Source organism: Paenibacillus sp. FW507-14B1B (genome assembly GCF_058781425.1).
In genome coordinates this window covers 770,843-791,853 of record NZ_JBYSWS010000002.1, presented here as the reverse complement: position 1 = coordinate 791,853, position 21,011 = coordinate 770,843, and the positions used below count along the sequence as shown (strand labels likewise).

The following is a 21,011-nucleotide window of genomic DNA, read 5'->3' as shown; positions in this document are numbered from 1 at the left end:
TACTAAAATTGTAAATTGCAGAGCTAAGCAAGGGTAGCGTATATACCCTTGCTTCGTTATTTAAGGTGGGAACAAGCATATGAACAAGAAAAAATGGATAGCTGCGATTGTGATCCTTGGTATTTTGGCTATCGCATTCTTTTGGGGTGGGGATGTACAGAAAAGTCCGATCAGCCTTGAGGACAGCAGCTCTAAAGTGCCTGTTGCAGACGAAGTGGCATCCTCTCAGACTACTGAAATCACTCCGCTTGAAGAAGAAGATAAGCAAACTAAGCCACCGGTCATCACTGACAAACATGATTCTAAGCTCGAATCGGAAGTAAAGAAAGAGCAAGGAGACTCCAAAGACCCAGCGGACTCTAAAGAGTCGGAGCCTGAGGAGAAGTCTAAGTCAGACCAGTCTACAGAATCAGTCAAACCATCAGATAATGCAGAAGAGAAGCCAGCAGTGAAGAAGCCTGTGGATACAGTAGAGAAGAACACGGAACCACCTAAATCAAGCACATCCACAGACAAGGCTAACGACTCTACAACGAAAGTCCAGGATAAAGACAAGCCCAAATCAGAACCAACCAAACCGGATATCAAAGAACCGACTACTAAGCCTAACAAGGATAAATTTCTGACTGATCCTGTTCCAGAAGGGAAGCCAAAGCCCGTAGAGTGGCAGGATACAGAGGTCAACACGGCTAAGCCATTAATGATCACCTTGTCCGTAACTAGCCGAACGATATTAGACAATATGGATAAATTCAATAAGGATAAACTTGAGGTATTGCCTGCCGACGGGGTGATATATAAAGCTCAAAAAGTAACCTTTTATGAAGGGGAGTCCGTGTTTGATGTCTTATTAAGAGAAATGAAAAAGAATAAGATCCACATGGAATTTTCGATGACCCCAATCTACAACAGCAATTATATTGAAGGGATTCATAATATATATGAATTTGACTGTGGAGAACTCAGTGGATGGATGTACAAGGTGAATGGCTGGTTTCCGAACTATGGTAGCAGTCGTTATATGCTGAAAGACGGCGATGTTGTCGAGTGGGTGTATACCTGTGATTTAGGACGGGATGTTGGTGGAGGAACAGCCGCAGGAGGACAGAAATAATGAAAGATTCCTTTTCGACGTTTCATCCCTTCGTGAATTTTTACTACTTTGTCGTCATTCTGACATTCAGCATGATTTTTATGCATCCGATTCTTCAAGCCATTGCACTACTCAGTGCTGCGATCTATTCCATTCTCCTCAACGGCAGGAAGGCAATAAAATTCAATCTACTCTACATGCTCCCGCTCCTCTTGTTCATGGCCGTATTGAATCCGGCTTTTAATCATGAGGGTGTTACGATCTTATTTTATCTGAAAAACGGCAATCCGATTACGCTTGAATCTATTCTGTTCGGTGTGGCCGCAGCTTGTATGTTCGTGACGGTAATGATGTGGTTCTCCTGTTATAACTCTGTCATGACATCTGATAAATTTATATATATTTTTGGGAGAATACTACCCGCACTATCCTTAATCTTCTCGATGGTCCTGCGTTTCGTCCCCCGCTATTTAACACAATTAAAGGTGATCTCGAATGCTCAACAATGCATTGGGAGGGACGTTTCGCAAGGGAGTTTGCTCTCAAGAGCCAAACATGGAATTACCATTCTCTCGATTATGACCACCTGGGCACTGGAAAATGCGATTGAAACCTCGGATTCGATGAAGTCCAGAGGGTATGGACTGCCTAATCGAACAAGTTTTTCGATCTTTCGTTTTGATTCAAGGGATAAGGTTGTACTCTCTCTCCTAATTGGACTAACCGTTATAGTTCTTCTAGGTGCATTTAGGGGCGAGAATACGATACGTTATTTTCCTTCGATTAAAATGATGGAGATAACCGTGTATAGTGTGCTCGTGTATATTTCCTTTTTCCTGTTATGTACGGTTCCTGTGATCATTAATATGATGGAGGCAATGAAATGGAAATATATCGAATCGAAGATTTAGGATTTACCTTTCCTGAAAAAGACACCCCAGCACTATCACATATCAGTCTATCTATCACAAGAGGAGCGTTTATTACCATATGCGGGAAGTCTGGTTGCGGCAAGAGCACGCTGCTTAGACATCTCAAAACAGTGCTTACGCCACACGGGTCAAGGGAAGGCGCTATCTATTTTGACGGGCAGTCTCTCGAAACAATCGATCACCGCACGCAGTCTGCAGAGATCGGATTTGTGCTCCAGAGTCCTGACAATCAGATTGTGACGGATAAGGTATGGCACGAGCTTGCATTTGGATTAGAGAGTTTAGGTTATGACTCCAACACCATAAGGTTGCGTGTAGCTGAGATGGCTAGTTTCTTCGGGATTCAAACATGGTTTCATAAAAATGTATCAGAGCTCTCCGGCGGTCAGAAGCAACTTCTGAATTTAGCTTCTATTATGGCTATGCATCCTTCCGTTCTCATTCTGGATGAGCCAACCTCACAACTGGACCCCATCGCAGCTGCAGATTTTTTAGAAACGGTGAAGAAGATTAATCGAGAGCTGGGAACTACAGTCATCATTACAGAGCATCGCCTAGAGGAAGTCCTCCCGATCTCGGATCGACTTATTGTGATGGAGGAAGGGACAATCATTGCAGATGCTCCACCGCAACAAGCTTGTGAGACCTTACGCAGGATGAATCATCATATGTTCATGGCTATGCCATCTCCAACGAGAATCTATGCCGCAGTAGGAAATGATGATTTACCTTGCCCCATTACAGTAAAAGAAGGACGTCAATGGGTCGATGCATATCTACATAATCAAATAGCCACTTCACTTCCCCCTAAGGATGAGTACGCTGTTTTGCAAGACAATATAGTCATCAAGCTTAAAGATGTATGGTTTAAATACGAGAAACATGGAGTCGATATCATCAAGGGCTTGTCTTTAGAGGTGAGAGAGGGGCAGTTCTACTGCATCGTGGGCGGTAATGGAACGGGGAAAACCTCAACGTTATCCCTTATAAGCGGACTTCGGAAGCCGTATCGGGGGAAGGTTTTGATCGGTGGGAAGAATCCAGCAAAGATGAGCAGCAAGGAACTCTTCACGAACAATATAGGAGTGTTGCCCCAGAATCCACAATCCTTATTCGTGAAAAAGACTGTAGAGCAGGATTTATATGAAGTGTTATCCCATACGAAACTAACTCAAGCTGAAAAAACGGAAAAAGTAAAAGCCATGATTATGTTCGCAGAGCTTGAACCGTTACTGGCCATGCATCCGTACGATCTCAGCGGAGGAGAACAGCAGCGTGCTGCACTAGCGAAGGTATTATTATTGGAGCCCCAAATATTGTTGCTTGATGAGCCAACCAAAGGGCTGGATGCTTTCTTCAAAGACAAGCTCGCTGCATTTTTGAAACAGCTGAATGCCAAGGGTATCACCATAGTGATGGTTTCGCATGACATTGAGTTTTGTGCGGAGCATGGGGAGTGGTGCGCGATGTTTTTTGATGGGAGTCTAATTACGAGCAACACAACAAGAAAATTCTTTGCAGGTAACAGCTTCTACACGACGGCAGCAAATCGTATGGTGAGGCACATATGGAATGATAGTGTAACGACTAAGGATGTGATAGAAAGATGCCTTCACAGCATTTAGAGAATCAGCGATATCGTCGCCGGCGGAATCTTGCAGCAGTCATGATTCTCATTATAATTCCCGCAACAATCTTGATGGGTGTATTTCTATTAGATGATAGGAAATACTATTTTATTAGCCTATTAATTATTTTGTATACCATGCTTCCATTTGCTATGGTGTTTGAGAACCGCAAGCCTCAGGCCAGAGAATTAATCGTGATCGGTGTGCTTGTCGCTATTGCCGTAGCAGGAAGGAGTGCATTCTTTATGCTGCCACAGTTTAAACCGGTCGTTGCAATCGTCATTATATCTGGTGTGACGCTAGGAGCGGAAGCGGGTTTTCTTGTAGGAGCCATGACGGGATTTGTGTCTAATTTTTTCTTTGGACAAGGACCGTGGACACCGTGGCAAATGTTCTGCTTCGGTATCATTGGTTTTGTGGCAGGTCTTCTATTTAAGAAGGGGTTGCTAAGAAAGACGAAGTTCTCGCTTTGCATATTCGGAGGATTATCTACGTTAATCATTTATGGGGGAATTATAAATATAGGATCTGTCCTGATGTTCACATCTGAGTTTTCATGGGAAGCCTTGCTTGCGACATATATATCAGGTTTTTGGTTTGATATCGTGCATGCCATCGCTACGGTTACGTTCCTCTATATGATTTCAAAACCTATGATTGAGAAGATTGATCGGGTCAAAATGAAGTACGGACTTATCGATTTTTAGATTGGGTATTTTTCGCAAAATTTTATTTCTGGCTTACGAATGGCGAGTAACCTATAATCATAGGATAGACATAAATACAAAAAGAGGGAAGCCTATGGAATTTTTGAAGTCATTTTTTGCCCAATCCGTTGTAAAAAGAATACTATTTCTGCTGCTAGTTCTCTTGTTGCTGTATAGTTTGCGGCATATGCTAAATTTATTACTTTTATTATTTCTAGTTACATTTGTTATGGGGCGTCTAGAAGGATTCGTTACAAGAAAGCTTAACCGTCTATTTCCTATTTCGCCTTTGATAGTTAACATTCTCTTATACGTTTTGCTGGTAACTTCTCTGGTATTCGGGCTTATAAACTATGTGCCTAAGATCGTGAATCAGGTGGTAGATATGTTTAATAGCATCACCCGATTTATTAACACGTCTAGTTCTTCCCAGCAAGATGAGTTTGTTAAGATGACGGCAGCTGCGCTGGAGAAGTTGGATTTCCAGAAGTATTTAGGAAGTGTAGTCGATTATATAATGAAGCTAGGGAAATGGCTGGAGATCATTCTGTTCGTTATCCTACTGAGCTTTTTCTATCTCATCCAAAAGAAGAAAGTCGTACAATTCACAGAAAAATTTCGGTATAGCAAAATAAGCTGGGCTTATAAAGAGTTCCACTATTTTGGCCAGAAATTCACTTCATCCTTTGGAAAAGTAATTGAGGTTCAGCTTCTAATCGCCGTGTTTAATACCGTGCTTACGATTGGAGGACTCTGGATCTTCGGATTCCCGTATTTGTTCGCGCTCACGATTATGGTCTTTCTGCTGAGTCTTATTCCCGTGGCTGGTGTTATCATATCCTTCATCCCGATTGGGATCATTGGATATCAGATTGGCGGAATCACCTTGGTATTCTGGACTGTTATAATGATCTTGATCGTTCATGCGCTGGAAACATACTTCCTCAATCCAAGGTTGTACGCGTCAAAAACAAAATTACCGATGTTCTATACATTTATCGTCCTTATTTTCTCTCAGCATTATTTAGGAATCTGGGGACTTATTATCGGAATTCCTATCTTCATGTTCCTGCTGGATGTATTGGATGTAGAACAAACTGAATAACTTTATTCATTAAATGATTAGACGCGCCTTTACAGGCGCGTTTTTTTATTTTGAAAATATTGTAGAATTGTTCAGAAGTTGTACCATAGATGTTTGCTTCATGCTTTCTTCTCAAGTTTCTATAATTTTGATATACTGACCAGTATATTTATGGGAATTTAGATAGGAAGGGATGATTCTGAATTGTTTAAGTATCTTGAGAAAATTCAAATCTTCAGAAAGTTTCTACTATCCTATCTTTTGATTCTTGTTATACCTCTCATTTCTAACTTAATCGTATATCAGATTAGTGTTTATCGAATTACGGATCAAGCAACGAAATATAGTCAGAGCTTAATGACAGAAACAAGTCGTATGATCGATAAAAGAAATGAAGAAGTCGAGAACTTTGTATATCAAATGTCTAAGAATCAGGACATTAACCAATTAATGTACCGAAAGCCATCGGACCCAGAAATTACATACGATATTTATAAGGTTCTGAATAGTATTCGTCCTTATTGGTATACGAATCACTTTTTCGAGGACTTTTATATTTACTTTAATAATATTGATATTCTTGTCACGCCGGATTCATCTTTTCTACGGCCGAAAGATTTCTATAAGATGAATAGTTACGAAGGACTTAGTTACGAGGAATGGAATAAAAAATTCAATAAACGGTATCTATCCCGTCAGTATTTCCCAGCAAGTCGAGTCACCCAAGGAAATAATGATGAATCCATCATTACTTACGTACAGTCCATCCCATTTCTTTCGAAACAAAGTCCCAAAGCTAATGTCGTGGTTATGATTGATGAACAGGAGATTTCTTCATTATTGCATCAGGTTTCATCTCAGTATGATGGGTTTACGATGGTTTATGATGATATAGGAAATATCATTTTTAATGACAATCTTGATAAAGAATTGGTTTATTTTGATGAGTCGAGTAACAAATATAAATTCAAGAACAATAATGAGAAATACATGCTGCTTGAATCCAAGTCGAACAACACGCATTGGACATATGTAGCTGCCATATCAAAAGAAAAATTATCAGAAGATGTACAGTACATTCGGACGATCAACATGGTTATAGCAATGTTTACACTCTTCGTCGGACTATCAATTGCCTTCCTTTTCTCCTATAAGAACAGTATTCCATTGAATCGTTTGTTAGGAATTATGCATTTTCCTCAAACCGAAAAAGTCAAAAACCCTTATGATTTTGTACATAGCAGTGTTGAAGATATTCTAGCCAAGAATGATGAGTTGAAGGAACAAATTCAAAGTCAGCTTCCAATTCTAAAGGACACAATCATACGAAAGTTGATTGCGGGGGAGATAAGTTCTTCCAAAGAAGCGAGAGCTTTAATTGAACAAGCTGATTTATCTATTCAGGGTCAATTTGGTAATGTCGGTATCGTACAGATTATTCATTTGTTAAGTGACATGGATAAAGAAATGCTTGATGAGATGAATGTTGCCCAATTACTTATTCAGAATGAATTAATGGATGTCTTCAACGGAGAGATTCTGTGCTGTAATAATGGTGTAGATCAGGTTTTATTTATAATGTCTTATTCGAACAATCCATCCCAAGAGGAGCAAACTAAGGTCGATACGGCCATTGGTCTTATGATCCAGCGTATGGCAGAGAAATATAGTTTGAAAGTCAATGTTGGTCTAGGCCAGTACTTCGATCAGATTTTACATATCCACCAAGCTTATGAAGAGGCGAAGCTGAGTTTGCCATTTGTTCCATCGATGGACCAGCCGATGTCCTATTATAAATATGTGAATACGTTTCAGGAAGGACAGATGGAGTGTTATTATCCAATTGAATTAGAGCTACGCCTGATCAATGCTGTAACCAATGGAGAAGTCGATGAGGTTAAGGAGCTGTTCGATAAAATACTTGAGGAGAATGTAAAGTTACGAGTACTAAATAAACAAAGAGGAAGTCAGCTGTTAGCATCCTTAAATCATACCATTATGAGAATGTTCTCAAAAAATATACAAATCAATCAAGTATTAGTCGATGATATTTTGACTCGTATTAAAGAGATGAACATCAAGAATCAGGATATATATCAGGAATTAGATCGCTTTAAACATATTTTTATCGATTTAACAATGAAAATACATGAGAAGAAGGTAGCTGGTGGCCAGCAAGTAATTCTCAAAATGAAAGAAGCGGTAAAACAAAACTTTAATGATCCGAATTTATCGATCATTAATATTACAGAGTCCGCTGGCATTTCGGAGAAAATGGCGACCTCGTTATTTAAGGAACATGTCGGAATGAATTTGTCGGATTATCTAGAGGAGGTAAGGCTAAACTATGCAAAGTCGAAATTGATTCAAACGGACGAGTCTATCGAGGACATCGCAACGATGTCTGGGTATAATAGTGGACATTCTTTCAGGCGGGCCTTTAAGCGGAATACAGGGGCTTCTCCATCCGATTACAAAAAAATGATGCAAGATGTAAGAAAATAAATCTATTGAAGAGACTGACTTATAAAGACAAATGGAATGACTTTTAAACAGTCTCTTCGGGTTAGGACGAATCATCACTAAAATTATGATAACGCTTCCAAAAATGTACGGTGAGATTTTATTGTACGCTCCCATAATTAAAATGATAAAAAACCTTATTGTAGAGCGGTTTTTAGCGTGTACGTTGTACGAGAAAATGCATCTTTCCTAACCGCTTTCCATTTAATATGATAACCCCAACAGTCAATCGATTGGCTCAGCGCTGAGGCATGTTAAGGACTGGAATATTGGATTGGAGGGGGTTACATGCAAGGAGGCACACTTCATAAGATTGGATCAGATAGCCTGGATATAGCCAAGAATCTAAAGACAACACGAACGAGACGGAGATTAGTAAAGAAACATTGGCAATTATATATCTTCGTTCTGATTCCTTTAGCCTTTCTGATCATATTCAAATATGTACCGATGGCAGGTGTTGTAATTGCATTTAAGGATTACAGCGTAACCAAAGGTATTATGGGCAGTGAATGGGTAGGGCTGAAGTATTTCAAATATTTCTTTGAAGGGCCAAACTTTAGCTTGTTATTAAAAAATACACTCTTACTGAGTGTGTACGGTTTAATCATCGGCTTTATTTGTCCAATCATTCTAGCTCTATCATTAAATGAAGTGAGAAATGCTCGTTTCAAAAAAATGGTACAAACTATAACCTATGCTCCATATTTCATTTCTACAGTCATAATGGTGTCGATCATTATTTTGTTCTTATCCCCGAATTCAGGGCTCATTAATAATATTCTTGGTCTATTCGGAATCGAGCCTATCAATTTTATGGGAATTCCTTCTCACTTCAAATCAATTTTCGTGTGGTCTGACGTGTGGCAGAATACTGGATATGCAACGATCATATATCTGGCTGCGCTAGCAGGGGTAGATCCACAATTGTATGAAGCGGCTAAAGTTGATGGAGCGAGTCGTTTCCAGAAGATTGCAAATGTTGATATTCCGGGGATACTTCCCGTTATTATCGTGGTCTTGATTCTTAATATTGGCTCAATCATGGCTCTCGGATTCGAGAAGATCTATCTCCTGCAGAACCCACTTAATATCAACGCCTCAGAAGTTATTGCCACATACGTATACAAAGTAGGCCTACTCGGAGCGAACTTTAGCTTTGCCGCAGCTGTTGGATTATTTAACTCCATTGTCAACTTTATTTTAATAATTTCTGCAAATGCTTTATCTAAAAAATTCTCGTCATCAAGTTTATGGTAGGTGGAGAGGTATGAATACTAAAACGATAACAAGAATTAATGAATCCGTGGGTGATCGCCTTTTTATAGGAGCAATCTACACGTTCCTAATTCTCGTATTAATAGCCGTGCTTTATCCACTTGTCTATATTGTAAGCGCTTCATTTAGCAGCGCGTCGGCGGTTGTTTCCGGACGGGTCTGGTTGTTTCCTGTAGAACCAACTTTAGATGGGTATAAGGCTATTTTCAACAACTCTCAGATTATTCAAGGTTTCTCGAATTCACTGTTTTACACCGTTGTTGGTACCTTCATCAGTGTAACGATTACGATCTTGCTGGCCTATCCTTTATCAAAAAAGACGTTTTACGGGCGTAGTTTCATTATGGTTTTGCTCGTATTTACAATGATCTTTGATGGAGGGCTTATCCCTCTGTATCTCGTAGTTAAGAACTTAAACATGATAGATACGATATGGGCATTGTTACTCCCACAAGCACTTGCCGTTTTTCAGGTTATTATTGCTCGGACATTTTTTCAATCTACGATTCCAGATGAATTATCTGAAGCAAGTGAAATGGATGGTTGTAGTGAAACCAAATTTTTCTGGAAGGTTGTACTGCCTTTATCCAAGCCGATTTTAGCTGTACTCGTGTTGATGTACGCAGTCATGAAATGGAATATGTATTTTGATGCCTTAATCTATCTGAAGTCAGAAGAATTGTTCCCTCTGCAAATCATCTTAAGAAGTATTCTAATATTGAATGTGGAGTCTGGGGGGAACATTGAAGAGGTTCTAAAGCTGCAAGGACTCAAGGAACTTATGAAATATTCACTTATCGTTGTCTCTAGCTTACCGGTGTTAGTATTGTATCCGTTCGTGCAAAAGCACTTTGTAAAAGGGATGTTGATTGGTTCTATTAAGGGATAAATAGATGATTGAAAGGGATGAGGTCAATGAAAAAGAGGTTATTATCCAAGGGGGCTATACTGTTTTTCGTATTCTCACTTATGTTAACAGCTTGTGTACCTTCAAAGAATGAACCACCTAAAATTAGCGACAGTGGTAATACGGATGGAGCCAATGCTCCAATCGAAGTATCCATCTTTACGCCTAAATTCACAAGTGACGGCGATTTCAATGAGAATGAGTTCACCAAAATGATTGAAGAGAAGCTTAATATCAAAATTAAATGGGAATTTGCGAATCAAGATGCTGCCAAGGAAAAACGCCAGCTTTCCCTCGCAAGTGGAGACTATCCGGATGCTTACTGGCTAGTGACTTGGATTGATAATATTTCCAAAGTGGAAGCTCAGAAATATGGACAAGAAGGTATCTTCCTGCCTCTGAACGACCTCATCAAAGAAAACGCACCAAACATACAAAAAGCAATGAATGATGTTTCATACTTAGAAAAAGGAATCACTGCACCAGATGGTAATATTTACGGGTTACCTTTGCTGGGTGAATGTTACCACTGTTCCAGATACGGGAAGATGTGGATTAATAAAGAGTGGCTCGATAAACTAGGCTTAGAAATGCCGACTACAACGGAAGAATTTAAAGCAGTATTGAAAGCATTTAAGAATGGTGATCCGAATGGTAATGGTAAAAAGGATGAAATCCCACTCAGCGGTGAGACAAGAGAGCTTGGAAATAATCCGACGATGTTCTTAATGAATGCATTTATTCCGAATAATGGTCTCGATTATATTAATGTAGATGACGGCAAGCTATCTCTTGGTCCAATGCAGGAAGGGTGGAAAGAAGGATTGAAATACATCAATTCTCTTTACAATGAGGGTCTTATCGATCAGGGAGCGTTCACACAAAATACAGAAGCATTAAAGCAAATAGGTACTCCTGAAGGTGATTCGATCTTAGGAGCAGCTTCTGCGCTTCACCCGGCTGTATTTGTAGATCTAAAATCGGAGCACTCCAAAAAATATGATGTTGTTCCTCCATTAGAGGGACCTGATGGTGTTCAATTTACTCCATCCAATTACGGCTCAGTGAATAACTTTGCATTCGCAATTACAGATAAAGCCAAAGGTGAAAAAGCTGAAGCATTAATTAAGTTGGCTGATTTCTTTTACTCCGAAGAGGGTGCGCTGACTGCAACTTACGGTAAGGAAGGGGTCAGTTGGAAGAAAGGTGGACCAGAGGATATTGACTTGAATGGTAAACCGGCAAAGTATGCGAAAATCCCAAGTGACCCGAACCAGAAAGAAGAAGATAAAGTTTACTATGGCTGGGGCGAGAGAGGACCATTGCTACAAACGAGAGCGTTTAGAGATGTAATGGGGACTTCAACGGATGAATTGTCACCACAAGGGTATGAAAGAAGATTGTATAATGCGACGTTAAAATATGATGGGTTTGAACCAAAAGAACAATTTAACGCTTCTGCGGCTTGGGTCGATCCGAAAGAAGCAGAGGAAGTTGCTTTACTCAAAATTAATATCAATAAGTATATTGAAGAAAACATCGTACAGTTTGTGACGGGATCTAAAAATATCGATAAAGATTGGGACAGTTATCTTAATGGTTTCAAACCACTGCAAATTGATCGTTATTTAGAGATTTATCAAAAGGCGTATGATGCAAGTAAATAATAGAACAGTATCATAATTCGGCAAACATATGACAAAAAAACACGAAATAATGATTGATAAAATCATAATTATGATCTATTATATCATCAAATAAATCATTATAGCGTTTTCAATATGGATAGTACTAAGGCGTTTGTCTTGTCTGTGACGTCATAAAGAGCGAGGATAACTCGCTCTTTGCCGTCATTTGGGATGGTTAGGTTAAGTGGTTGAAACGCCCTTGGGAAAGCGCTATCAATAGGAGGATTAAACAATATGAAGGACAATGTGAAGATTGGGATGATCGGGTTAGGCGCACGGGGAATGGGACTATTAGGTCATATTATTCTTAACATGTCAGATGTAGAGGTTGTTGCGGTATGCGATCGATATGAAGATCGACAGAACAAAGCAGCAGATAAAGTAGAAGAGAAGCGGGGCAAGAGACCTGTTGTAACGAATGATTATACGGAAGTACTTGCTATTGAGGAAATTGATGCCGTAATTATCGGGGCTTCATGGGCAGATCATATTGACATTGCTGTTGCAGCCATGGAAGCGGGTAAATATGTAGCTAGTGAAGTAGGTGGCGCATATTCAGTTCAGGAGTGTTGGAGATTAGTAGAAGCTTATGAGAGAACTAAAGTACCTGTGATGATCATGGAGAATTGCTGTTATGGTCGAGATGAACTCATGGTTCTGAATATGGTTAAGCAGGGAATATTTGGTGATATTGTACATTGCGCGGGCGGATACCAGCATGACTTGAGAGATGAGATTGCCTACGGTTATGAGAACCGTCATTATCGTTTGGATAATTATATCAATCGTAACTGTGAGAATTATCCGACGCATGAAATTGGACCGATTGCTCAAGTTCTTAATATCAACCGTGGTAACCGAATGGTTTCCCTTGTCTCAATGGCTTCTAAAGCTAAAGGTATGAAAGAATACTTAAAGAATGAAAAGAGTCACGATAGTGGGTTAGCTGATGTAGATTTCATGCAAGGAGATATTGTGACTACAGTTATAAAATGTGCACATGGTGAGACGATTACCATAACGCTGGATACTACACTCCCAAGATATTACTCAAGAGGATTTACGGTAAGAGGCACTAAGGGCATGTATACAGAAGATAACCATTCAATCTTTATTGATAAAGAGCATGATCATCATTCGGCTTGGAATAAGAACTGGGGCAATGCTGACGAATACAGAGAGAAATATGAGCATCCGATTTGGAAGAAATTCCTTGAAGAAGGCGTGAAGGGTGGCCATGGCGGTATGGATTGGCTCGTATTCGCTGACTTCTTCGAAAGTGTGAAGAAAGGTACGCAAACCCCGCTGGATGTGTATGATATGGCTTCCTGGATGTGTATCTCAACGTTGTCTGAGGACTCCATTGCGATGGGTGGACACCCTGTGGCGATCCCTGACTTCACGAATGGAAAGTGGATGACTCGCCGCTAACAAAGGAGATTGGTGCTGTGGAACTGAAACCATTCTGCGAGGGGATCAAGCTCTCCCCTCCAGCCCAAGAAGTTGTATATGGATATGACATGGATGAACAGGAATACCAAAGTTACAAACAGCACTTCCATAACAATCGCTTCTCTTTCTTCGAAAGAGTAAAGCAAGTATCTGAATACCGGGCATTATTCTTATATTTATTCGTAAGGTTTGCGGTGGACGCCCATGAGGAATATCAGATCAGAGGTATCGATGATGAAGTCTATTTCGATACTTTCTCCGATATTCAGGTATGGTGTTCAACTTGTAAACGTGATTATGATGAGTATGGAATTCAGGAGTACAGCTGGTTGCAAGAGCATGTCCAGCTCCGTTTGTTCAGACTTGGAAGATTACAGTTCCAGCCCGCTGCATTTGATCGGGACATCGAGCTACATGGTCGAATGATCTATAAAAATCAAGTGGTGCTAAATGTTCATATTCCAGAAGGAGAGCCACTGGATCCTAACAGAACGAAGGAGTCGTTCGAGAGGGCAAAGGCGTTTTTCAGAGGAATCAATCCTGTTTTTATATGTCATAGTTGGCTACTGTATCCTCAATTAGATGAGGTGTTGCCTAGAGATTCCAACATCATTCAATTTCAGCGTGAATTTCATATTTATGAGGTCGATCCTAACTCAAGAGAAGCTGAGCAGCGAATATTTATTAGCGTATGTTCCGATCCGTCTTCATATGAGGAACGTACAAGTTTGCAGCGCAGAGCGAAAGCCTTTCTGATCGCTGGCAACAAGCTTGGTAGCGGTTTGGGCATCAAAGTATGAGAGGAGTCACGAAAACTGTGGGTGATTTAAAGTTATGGTACGATCAGCCCTCATCTAGGTCAGATGAGACAGCGGAGCAGAATTGGAACCATGCGCTTCCGATTGGGAATGGACGTCTTGGTGCCATGATATTTGGGGATTATCCTTCCGAACGGATACAGATAAATGAAGAATCGATCTGGGCTGGGCCACCTATGCCTGAGCATCTCCCTGAAGCTAAGGAAGCAGTTCGTGAAGCCAGAGAGCTGCTACTTGCTGGCAAGTGCGAGGAAGCAGAGAAGCTAGTACAAGAGAAAGTACTATCACCTCATACAGGACCAAGAAGCTATCAGCCGTTTGGGGATTTATCGATTACAGATCTCGGGATTACGGAGCAGCATAGCATCAGTGAATACAGACGTGAATTGGATTTGGATACGGCTGTAGCTAAAGTCTCCTATGTACGTGAAGGGGTTCGTTATTGTCGTGAAGCATTCTCAAGTAGTATGGATCAAGTTCTGGTCGTTCGTTATTATACGGAAGGTCAAGGACGGATTAATACACGAGTAGAGCTATCTCGGGGAACGGATGCAAGTGTTGAGCTGCATGGTAAAGATGGCCTCCTGCTTACTGCGCAAGCAGCACACGGTTCGACGCATCCTGGTGTTAAATTTACCGGTATGCTGAAGGTAGATGCAGGTGAAGGTTTGATTAGCCATGAGGGAGAAGCTCTCATCATAAGCGATGCAGAGGTTCTCACATTATATCTGGCTGTACGCACGGACTATCAATTTGCGAATCCGTCAGAGCCGCTTCAGCATAATTTAACACAGCAATGTGAAGCTGATCTGGAGAGTGCCTTGAAGAAGTCTTACCTTCAAATCAAGGAGGATCATATTCAGGAGCACAGGCGGTTGTTTCAGCGGGTTCAGCTTCGTCTGGGAACGGCTGACGAACAAACATCATCTGAGCAAGACATACCGACTGACCTGAGATTGGAATCATTCCGTAAGGGAAACAAGGATCAGGGGCTGCTTACACTGTATTTTCAATTCGGGAGATATTTGCTTATTTCCTCAAGTCGCCCAGGATATATGCCTGCGAACCTTCAAGGAATTTGGAATCCATTAATGGAAGCCCCTTGGGATAGTGACTATCATATTAACATCAACATTCAGATGAATTATTGGCCGGCTCAAGTAACCAATCTATCTGAATGTCATCTGCCGTACTTTCAACTGCTAGAAGGTCTGGTGAAGAATGGACGAAAGACAGCACGTGAAGTGTATGACTGTAACGGATTCGTAGCTCATTATACGACAGATGCGTGGTTGTTTACGGCACCTGTAGGGAATGTGAATTACGGTATGTGGCCGATGGGGGCAGGCTGGTGCGTCCGCGACTTTATGGAGTATTATCGCTTCACAGGAGATCGCGAATTTCTAGCCGATCGGGCATATCCTATGCTGAAGGAAGCAGCACTTTTCTTCTTGGATTGGCTCGTAAGGCATCCAGATACGGGGAAGTGGATATCAGGTCCTTCGACTTCACCTGAGAACACTTACATATCACCTGCTGGTAACAGAGTTGCTCTGTGCATGGCACCTGCCATGGATCAGCAAATTATATGGGATGTGTTTTCTTGCGTAACGGAAGCAGCCAAGGAGTTAGGGATACAGGATGAGTTCACCGCTAAGGTTGCAGATGTGTTTAGTGAGTTAGCATTACCAGACATTGGCCCCGATGGACGCCTCTTGGAATGGTGTGATCCTCTTCAAGAAGCCGAGCCGGGTCACCGTCACATGTCCCATTTATATGCACTGTATCCGGGTGAGCAGTATAGTTATACTTCCACTCCAGATCAAATGGAAGCTGCTCGCAAGTCGCTAGAATATCGCTTGCAGCATGGCGGTGGTCATACAGGGTGGAGCAGAGCTTGGATTATCAATTTCTGGTCCCGTTTAAAGGATGGGGAGAAGGCACTCTTTAACCTCGAACAGCTACTTCAGCATTCTACCCTCCCTAATCTGTTTGATAACCATCCGCCATTCCAAATTGATGGGAATTTCGGTGGGACGGCAGGAATTGCCGAGATGCTGCTTCATAGTCATGGCGGCTCAATCGAATTGCTCCCGGCGCTCCCGAAAGCATGGGATCATGGGGCAGTTACAGGTCTAAGAGCACGTGGCGGGTTTGAAGTGGATATCGAATGGGAGCAGGGCGAATTGAGACAATGCAAGATCTTATCGCTGAACGGTGGAATCTGTAAGGTTTCTTATTCAGGTATGCAGACTGCTTTGAATACAGAAGCGGGTCAGAGTTACATTGTTGATTTTAAATAACTCATAGAATAAGTCATAAAGATGAACACATAAATCGCTTGTTATTTTGACAGGTGGTTTATGTGTTTTTGTATCTTTTCACGGGGACAATGAAATTGAGATTAGAGGTTCTTGGCATCTTTTCTTTGGAATACTTGAGCATGACCTAACGAATCGGAATTGCTGCTTATTTGTGTTATGATTTACACAGCCAATATTCACAAGTGTGGGTATGCGTTCACTACCTTCTATGGATTGGAGTAATATGGATGAGCTATCGGAATCTAGAAGAATGCATTATCGATTTAGAGAAGAACGGACATCTAGTTCGTATTCATGAAGAGGTCGATCCTGATCTTGAAATGGCAGCGATACATAGGAAAGTTTATGATGCTGGGGGTCCAGCATTATTGTTCGAGAATGTAAAAGGTTCGAAGTACAGAGCGGTGTCTAATCTGTTTGGTACAATAGAGCGAAGTAAGTTTATCTTTAAGGATACTTGGAATGCAGCGCAGAATGCCATCGCTGTTCGTAACAACCCCATGCAAGTTGTTAAAAATCCATTTAAATATATCGGTACCGGCTTGTCAGGAAGTAAAGCATTACCATTGAAGAAGTCTGGTAACCAGCCAGCCGGCTTCCAGGAGATTCAAATATCGGATCTTCCACTTATTAAGCACTGGAAAGATGATGGCGGTGCTTTTGTCACATTGCCCCAAGTATATTCGGAGGATCCAGAGAAGCCAGGCATCATGAACTCTAACCTAGGGATGTACCGTGTTCAGCTTAGCGGGAATGAATATGTGTTGAATAAAGAAGTGGGATTACACTATCAGATTCATCGGGGTATTGGAATCCATCAGGACAAAGCGACAAAGCAAGGTAAACCTCTGAAAGTAAGTGTGTTTATCGGAGGTCCGCCAGCACATACGTTATCAGCGATTATGCCATTGCCTGAAGGGATGAGTGAACTGACCTTTGCGGGGCTGCTTGCTGGTCGTCATTTCAGGTACAACTATGTAGACGGATATTGTATCAGCCTTGATGCAGATTTCGTGATTACGGGAGAAATTCATCCTGGAGAGACCAAACCGGAGGGACCTTTCGGTGATCATTTGGGCTACTATAGTTTAACCCACCCTTTCCCAGTCATGAGAGTGCATAAAGTGTATGCGAAGCAGAATGCCATACTTCCATTTACTGTCGTAGGACGTCCTCCGCAAGAGGATACCTCGTTTGGTGAGTTGATTCATGAGCTGACGGGTGGAGCGATTCGGAAGGAAATCCCTGGTGTGAAAGAAGTTCATGCTGTTGATGCAGCAGGTGTACATCCGCTTTTGTTCGCGATTGGCAGTGAACGCTATACGCCTTATGAGCAAGTAAAACAGCCTGCCGAAATCCTTACGCAAGCGAATCGGATATTGGGAACTGGTCAACTAAGCTTAGCGAAGTATTTATTCATAACTGCAGAAGAGAAGCAGCCGATAAGCTCGTACAAGATTGAGGCGTTTTTATCTTATATTTTGGAACGAATCGATCTGCAGCGGGATCTTCATTTTCAGACGAATACAACGATTGACACCTTGGATTATTCAGGGACAGGGTTGAATACGGGCAGTAAAGTCATATTCGCAGCTGTAGGCGATTCGATACGGGAGTTATGCCGTGAGGTGCCAGAGATCCTGAAGGATATCCCTGGATTCGGGCTTCCAAGCTTAGTCATGCCAGGGGTTGTGGCGTTCCAAGGACCAGCATTTAAGAGCTATGAAGAAGCGCAGCAGCATATGAATGGCCTTAGTGCTGCGATACGGGAAAGAGGGGGGCTTGACTCCTGTCCGCTCCTCATCGTCTGTGATGACAGTACGTTCATGAGTGAGACGCTGAATAACTTCCTGTGGGCTACCTTCACAAGGAGTAACCCGTCTCATGATATTTACGGCGTGAATAGCCGCTATGAGTACAAGCACTGGGGATGTGATAATGTCATCATTGATGCCCGTACTAAACCTCATCAAGCGCCGCCGTTAATACCCGATCCAATCGTAGAGAAGAATATTGAGCGATTGTTTGTGAAAGGTGCAGTACTAGGTGGTATTGAGAAGTAAGTGATACTTGCAATAGAACACGTCATTTATGGCGTGTTTTTTTGTGCTCATCGTTTTTTTTGATAACAAAATGTGACCAAAGAACGTCCGTAGTTGTGTTAGAGGTAAAGGGAGGTCAGAACATCATGCAGAGTGATTCGCTCCGGCCGGGCGGAGATATAGCAGATGCCTATGAAATCTATGGGAGGATGCTGTTTAAAATAGCGATGGTTCATTTGGGTAACAAAGAAGATGCGGAAGAGGCTATGCAGGAAACGTTTATCAAGCTGTTGTATAAATTGCCAGAATTTAAAGATCAGGAGCATGAAAAGGCGTGGTTAATTCGGGTCATAACGAATCACTGCAAGAATATGCAAGGTAGCTTGTGGCGAAGACGTGTCATGAAGGTGGAAGAGATCAACGAATATTTCGAGTTTTCATCTCCAGATCGAGCGCTTATGGATCATGTCTTAAAGCTGCCGTTCAAGTACAAGGCAGTGATTCACCTGTATTATTATGAAGATTATTCGGTTCGGGAGATCTCTGAAATCTTGCAGATCAGTGAATCTGCTATAAAAATGCGTCTCAATCGTGGTAGGAAACTGCTTAAGATGGATTTAGAAGGAGAGGAATGAATCATGGATCGGAAGGATTATAAGAATCTAATGAATCAGATCGAGCCGGATGAAGGAATGGAGCATCGGATCATTCAGAGGCTGAGACAGCGTGATGAACATAAAAGAAGTATGAGCGGTGCTCGCAACCGTATAAACAGACTGCTAAAAGCAGCAACTGGATTGGCTGTAATTGCATGCCTAGGATTGGTAGTTGCATTAGTATTGAATCTTGAAGAGACCACGATTATCACATCGAATAACGTGCCTGAGTTCGATCAGACTCCTTCGGTAAGCAATAAAGATTCACACGCCGTGGCCATCCCGAAGATCGAACTGCCGAAAGAATCTAATGCGCAAGCCAATATGATTGGATTGATCGTCTACAAAGGCAACATCTATACACAGACATCTACTTCAATATCTCCTGAAACCGCAAAGCTTTTGAAAGGAAAACAGCTTGGGCGTACAAAAGCTGGGATAGACGAATGGAGCACTTCTTCTGATTACACTGAAATGGCGTCGACGATAGGCGAGATGGATATATACGCGGTAAAGGGGTACGATTCAGATTTTAGAATCATGTCATATATGCAGATGGATGGGGCGATATTTGCCGAGCTATACGAACAACTTAACGGTATTACGGTTGCCCGGGGTGAGGATCTCATTGGCAAGCTCCATTTGAAGGAGCATATTGAATCTGCAAAATGGCAGGATTTTAACAGTTGGAATTTTAGTGAAGCCCATTTTACAGATATCCAAGTTGACCATACATTACAAGCTTTTATTGACTCTTTATATGAGGCTAGACCTGTATCAGCAGATGCGCTATATGAAGCAGGAATTTATGATTCATTACCTGAGAATCAGAAGTTTATCTATTTGAAGCTTCAGGATCAGACCGAAGTTCAACTCAGGTTGTTTAAAGACGGAAATTATGTGAGTTATGCTAATGCAGGTGTCTTTTTTCAATTGGATCCTGTTGTCTTTGATGCATTTTGGGAACAAATGTAGTCAGTCTAATTTTATTCAACCCTTGCCTAGCAAGGGTTTTTTTGGCTGTATCAAATACAGTACATAGCAAAAAAATCCAAAACTATGACATTTTATACTTACTTTTATATAGTCGCTATGATAAAATAATATAAAAGTTGTATACATAAGGAGAGTCTGACATGAATCAAGTAGCTAATTCATCCATTTCATTTACGGAGCTTGTCAAATCCAGAAGATCTGCCATGAAATTTATCCCGGATGTTCCGATCAGCAGAGAGGAACTCGAGGAGATGTTCAGCCTTGCGAAGTTTGCACCGTCGGCTTTTAATCTGCAGCATGCACATTATGCAGTTGTTACAGATAAAGCGTTAAAAGAGAAAGTATATGACGCAGCATATAAACAGTACAAAGTGTTAAGTAGCTCAGCAGTTATTGTTGTTTTAGGTGATCTGGAAGCTTATCAGGATGTGGGACCGATGAATGAAGGGATGCTCCATCTTGGTGTCATGGATCAGATCGAGTTTAATGAAACCGTTCGGGAAGTACATACGATGTATGAATCGAGAGGAGATCAATTTAAGCGTGATGAAGCGATACGTAACGCAAGTCTCTCGGCGATGCAATTCATGCTTATTGCAAAAGACAAAGGGTGGGAGACATGTCCGATGATCGGATTCGATGCGGATGCTATTCAGCAAGCACTGGGGATCCCTGAGCGTTATATCCCCGTTATGCTGATAACACTAGGAAAGGAAGACACGAGTAAACCTAGACCACGCGGCTATCGTAAACCGAACGGTGAGTTTGTTACCTATTATGGAAACTAATAGACCAAGGAACCTTTGAGGATATCGGGGCAAAAAAGCAGCTGTCCTAGGTCAATATTCGCCAGGGCAGCTGCTTGTTGTTCTTGTCAAATAAT

General features: G+C 41.5%; 16 protein-coding genes. All 16 read left to right on the top strand.

What is annotated here, in order from left to right; translation table 11 throughout:
- Window positions 1-79 precede the first annotated feature (79 nt).
- The 16 genes from AC3WJJ_RS11975 (at window position 80) to AC3WJJ_RS11900 (ending at window position 20,916) form a co-directional block, all read left to right on the top strand.
- Window positions 80-1,114 (top strand): DUF4430 domain-containing protein, encoded by a 1,035-nt coding sequence (locus AC3WJJ_RS11975; protein WP_492540797.1) that lies wholly within the window; start codon window positions 80-82, stop codon window positions 1,112-1,114.
- Window positions 1,114-2,004 (top strand): energy-coupling factor transporter transmembrane component T, encoded by an 891-nt coding sequence (locus tag AC3WJJ_RS11970; RefSeq protein WP_492540795.1) that lies wholly within the window; start codon window positions 1,114-1,116, stop codon window positions 2,002-2,004. The genes AC3WJJ_RS11975 and AC3WJJ_RS11970 overlap by 1 nt, the downstream gene beginning before the upstream one ends.
- The gene (locus AC3WJJ_RS11965; RefSeq protein WP_492540793.1) at window positions 1,977-3,650 is read left to right on the top strand and encodes an ABC transporter ATP-binding protein; all 1,674 of its coding nucleotides are present in this window, start codon (window positions 1,977-1,979) and stop codon (window positions 3,648-3,650) included. Before AC3WJJ_RS11970 ends, AC3WJJ_RS11965 begins: the two co-directional genes overlap by 28 nt.
- Window positions 3,632-4,360: an ECF transporter S component gene (locus AC3WJJ_RS11960; RefSeq protein WP_492540791.1), complete on the top strand. Its 729-nt coding sequence runs from the start codon at window positions 3,632-3,634 to the stop codon at window positions 4,358-4,360. The genes AC3WJJ_RS11965 and AC3WJJ_RS11960 overlap by 19 nt, the downstream gene beginning before the upstream one ends.
- A 94-nt stretch (window positions 4,361-4,454) precedes the next feature.
- Window positions 4,455-5,465, top strand: coding sequence for an AI-2E family transporter (locus AC3WJJ_RS11955; RefSeq protein WP_492540789.1), 1,011 nt, complete (start codon window positions 4,455-4,457; stop codon window positions 5,463-5,465).
- Between the two features lie 183 nt (window positions 5,466-5,648).
- Entirely contained in the window at window positions 5,649-7,949 is a 2,301-nt protein-coding gene (locus AC3WJJ_RS11950) for a helix-turn-helix domain-containing protein (protein WP_492540787.1), read from the top strand.
- A 306-nt stretch (window positions 7,950-8,255) separates the two neighbouring features.
- Complete coding sequence (locus AC3WJJ_RS11945) at window positions 8,256-9,227, top strand: ABC transporter permease (protein WP_492540785.1); 972 nt, start codon at window positions 8,256-8,258, stop codon at window positions 9,225-9,227.
- A 10-nt stretch (window positions 9,228-9,237) separates the two neighbouring features.
- Entirely contained in the window at window positions 9,238-10,134 is an 897-nt protein-coding gene (locus tag AC3WJJ_RS11940; RefSeq protein WP_492540783.1) for a carbohydrate ABC transporter permease, read from the top strand.
- 26 nt (window positions 10,135-10,160) lie between these two features.
- Window positions 10,161-11,819 carry an extracellular solute-binding protein gene (locus AC3WJJ_RS11935; RefSeq protein WP_492540781.1) on the top strand — a complete coding sequence of 553 codons (1,659 nt, stop codon included), beginning with the start codon at window positions 10,161-10,163 and terminating at the stop codon, window positions 11,817-11,819.
- Between the two features lie 255 nt (window positions 11,820-12,074).
- Window positions 12,075-13,271, top strand: coding sequence for a Gfo/Idh/MocA family protein (locus AC3WJJ_RS11930; RefSeq protein ID WP_492540779.1), 1,197 nt, complete (start codon window positions 12,075-12,077; stop codon window positions 13,269-13,271).
- 17 nt (window positions 13,272-13,288) lie between these two features.
- Window positions 13,289-14,092, top strand: a complete 804-nt coding sequence (locus AC3WJJ_RS11925; protein WP_492540777.1) for an acyltransferase domain-containing protein — start codon at window positions 13,289-13,291, stop codon at window positions 14,090-14,092.
- 17 nt (window positions 14,093-14,109) lie between these two features.
- Entirely contained in the window at window positions 14,110-16,413 is a 2,304-nt protein-coding gene (locus AC3WJJ_RS11920) for a glycoside hydrolase family 95 protein (protein ID WP_492540775.1), read from the top strand.
- A 248-nt stretch (window positions 16,414-16,661) separates the two neighbouring features.
- Window positions 16,662-18,497 (top strand): UbiD family decarboxylase, encoded by a 1,836-nt coding sequence (locus AC3WJJ_RS11915; protein WP_492540773.1) that lies wholly within the window; start codon window positions 16,662-16,664, stop codon window positions 18,495-18,497.
- A gap of 125 nt (window positions 18,498-18,622) precedes the next feature.
- The gene (locus tag AC3WJJ_RS11910) at window positions 18,623-19,111 is read left to right on the top strand and encodes an RNA polymerase sigma factor (protein WP_492540771.1); all 489 of its coding nucleotides are present in this window, start codon (window positions 18,623-18,625) and stop codon (window positions 19,109-19,111) included.
- A gap of 3 nt (window positions 19,112-19,114) precedes the next feature.
- Complete coding sequence (locus AC3WJJ_RS11905; RefSeq protein ID WP_492540769.1) at window positions 19,115-20,107, top strand: hypothetical protein; 993 nt, start codon at window positions 19,115-19,117, stop codon at window positions 20,105-20,107.
- Window positions 20,108-20,268: 161 nt separating this feature from the next.
- Entirely contained in the window at window positions 20,269-20,916 is a 648-nt protein-coding gene (locus tag AC3WJJ_RS11900) for a nitroreductase family protein (RefSeq protein WP_492540768.1), read from the top strand.
- Window positions 20,917-21,011: the final 95 nt, after the last annotated feature.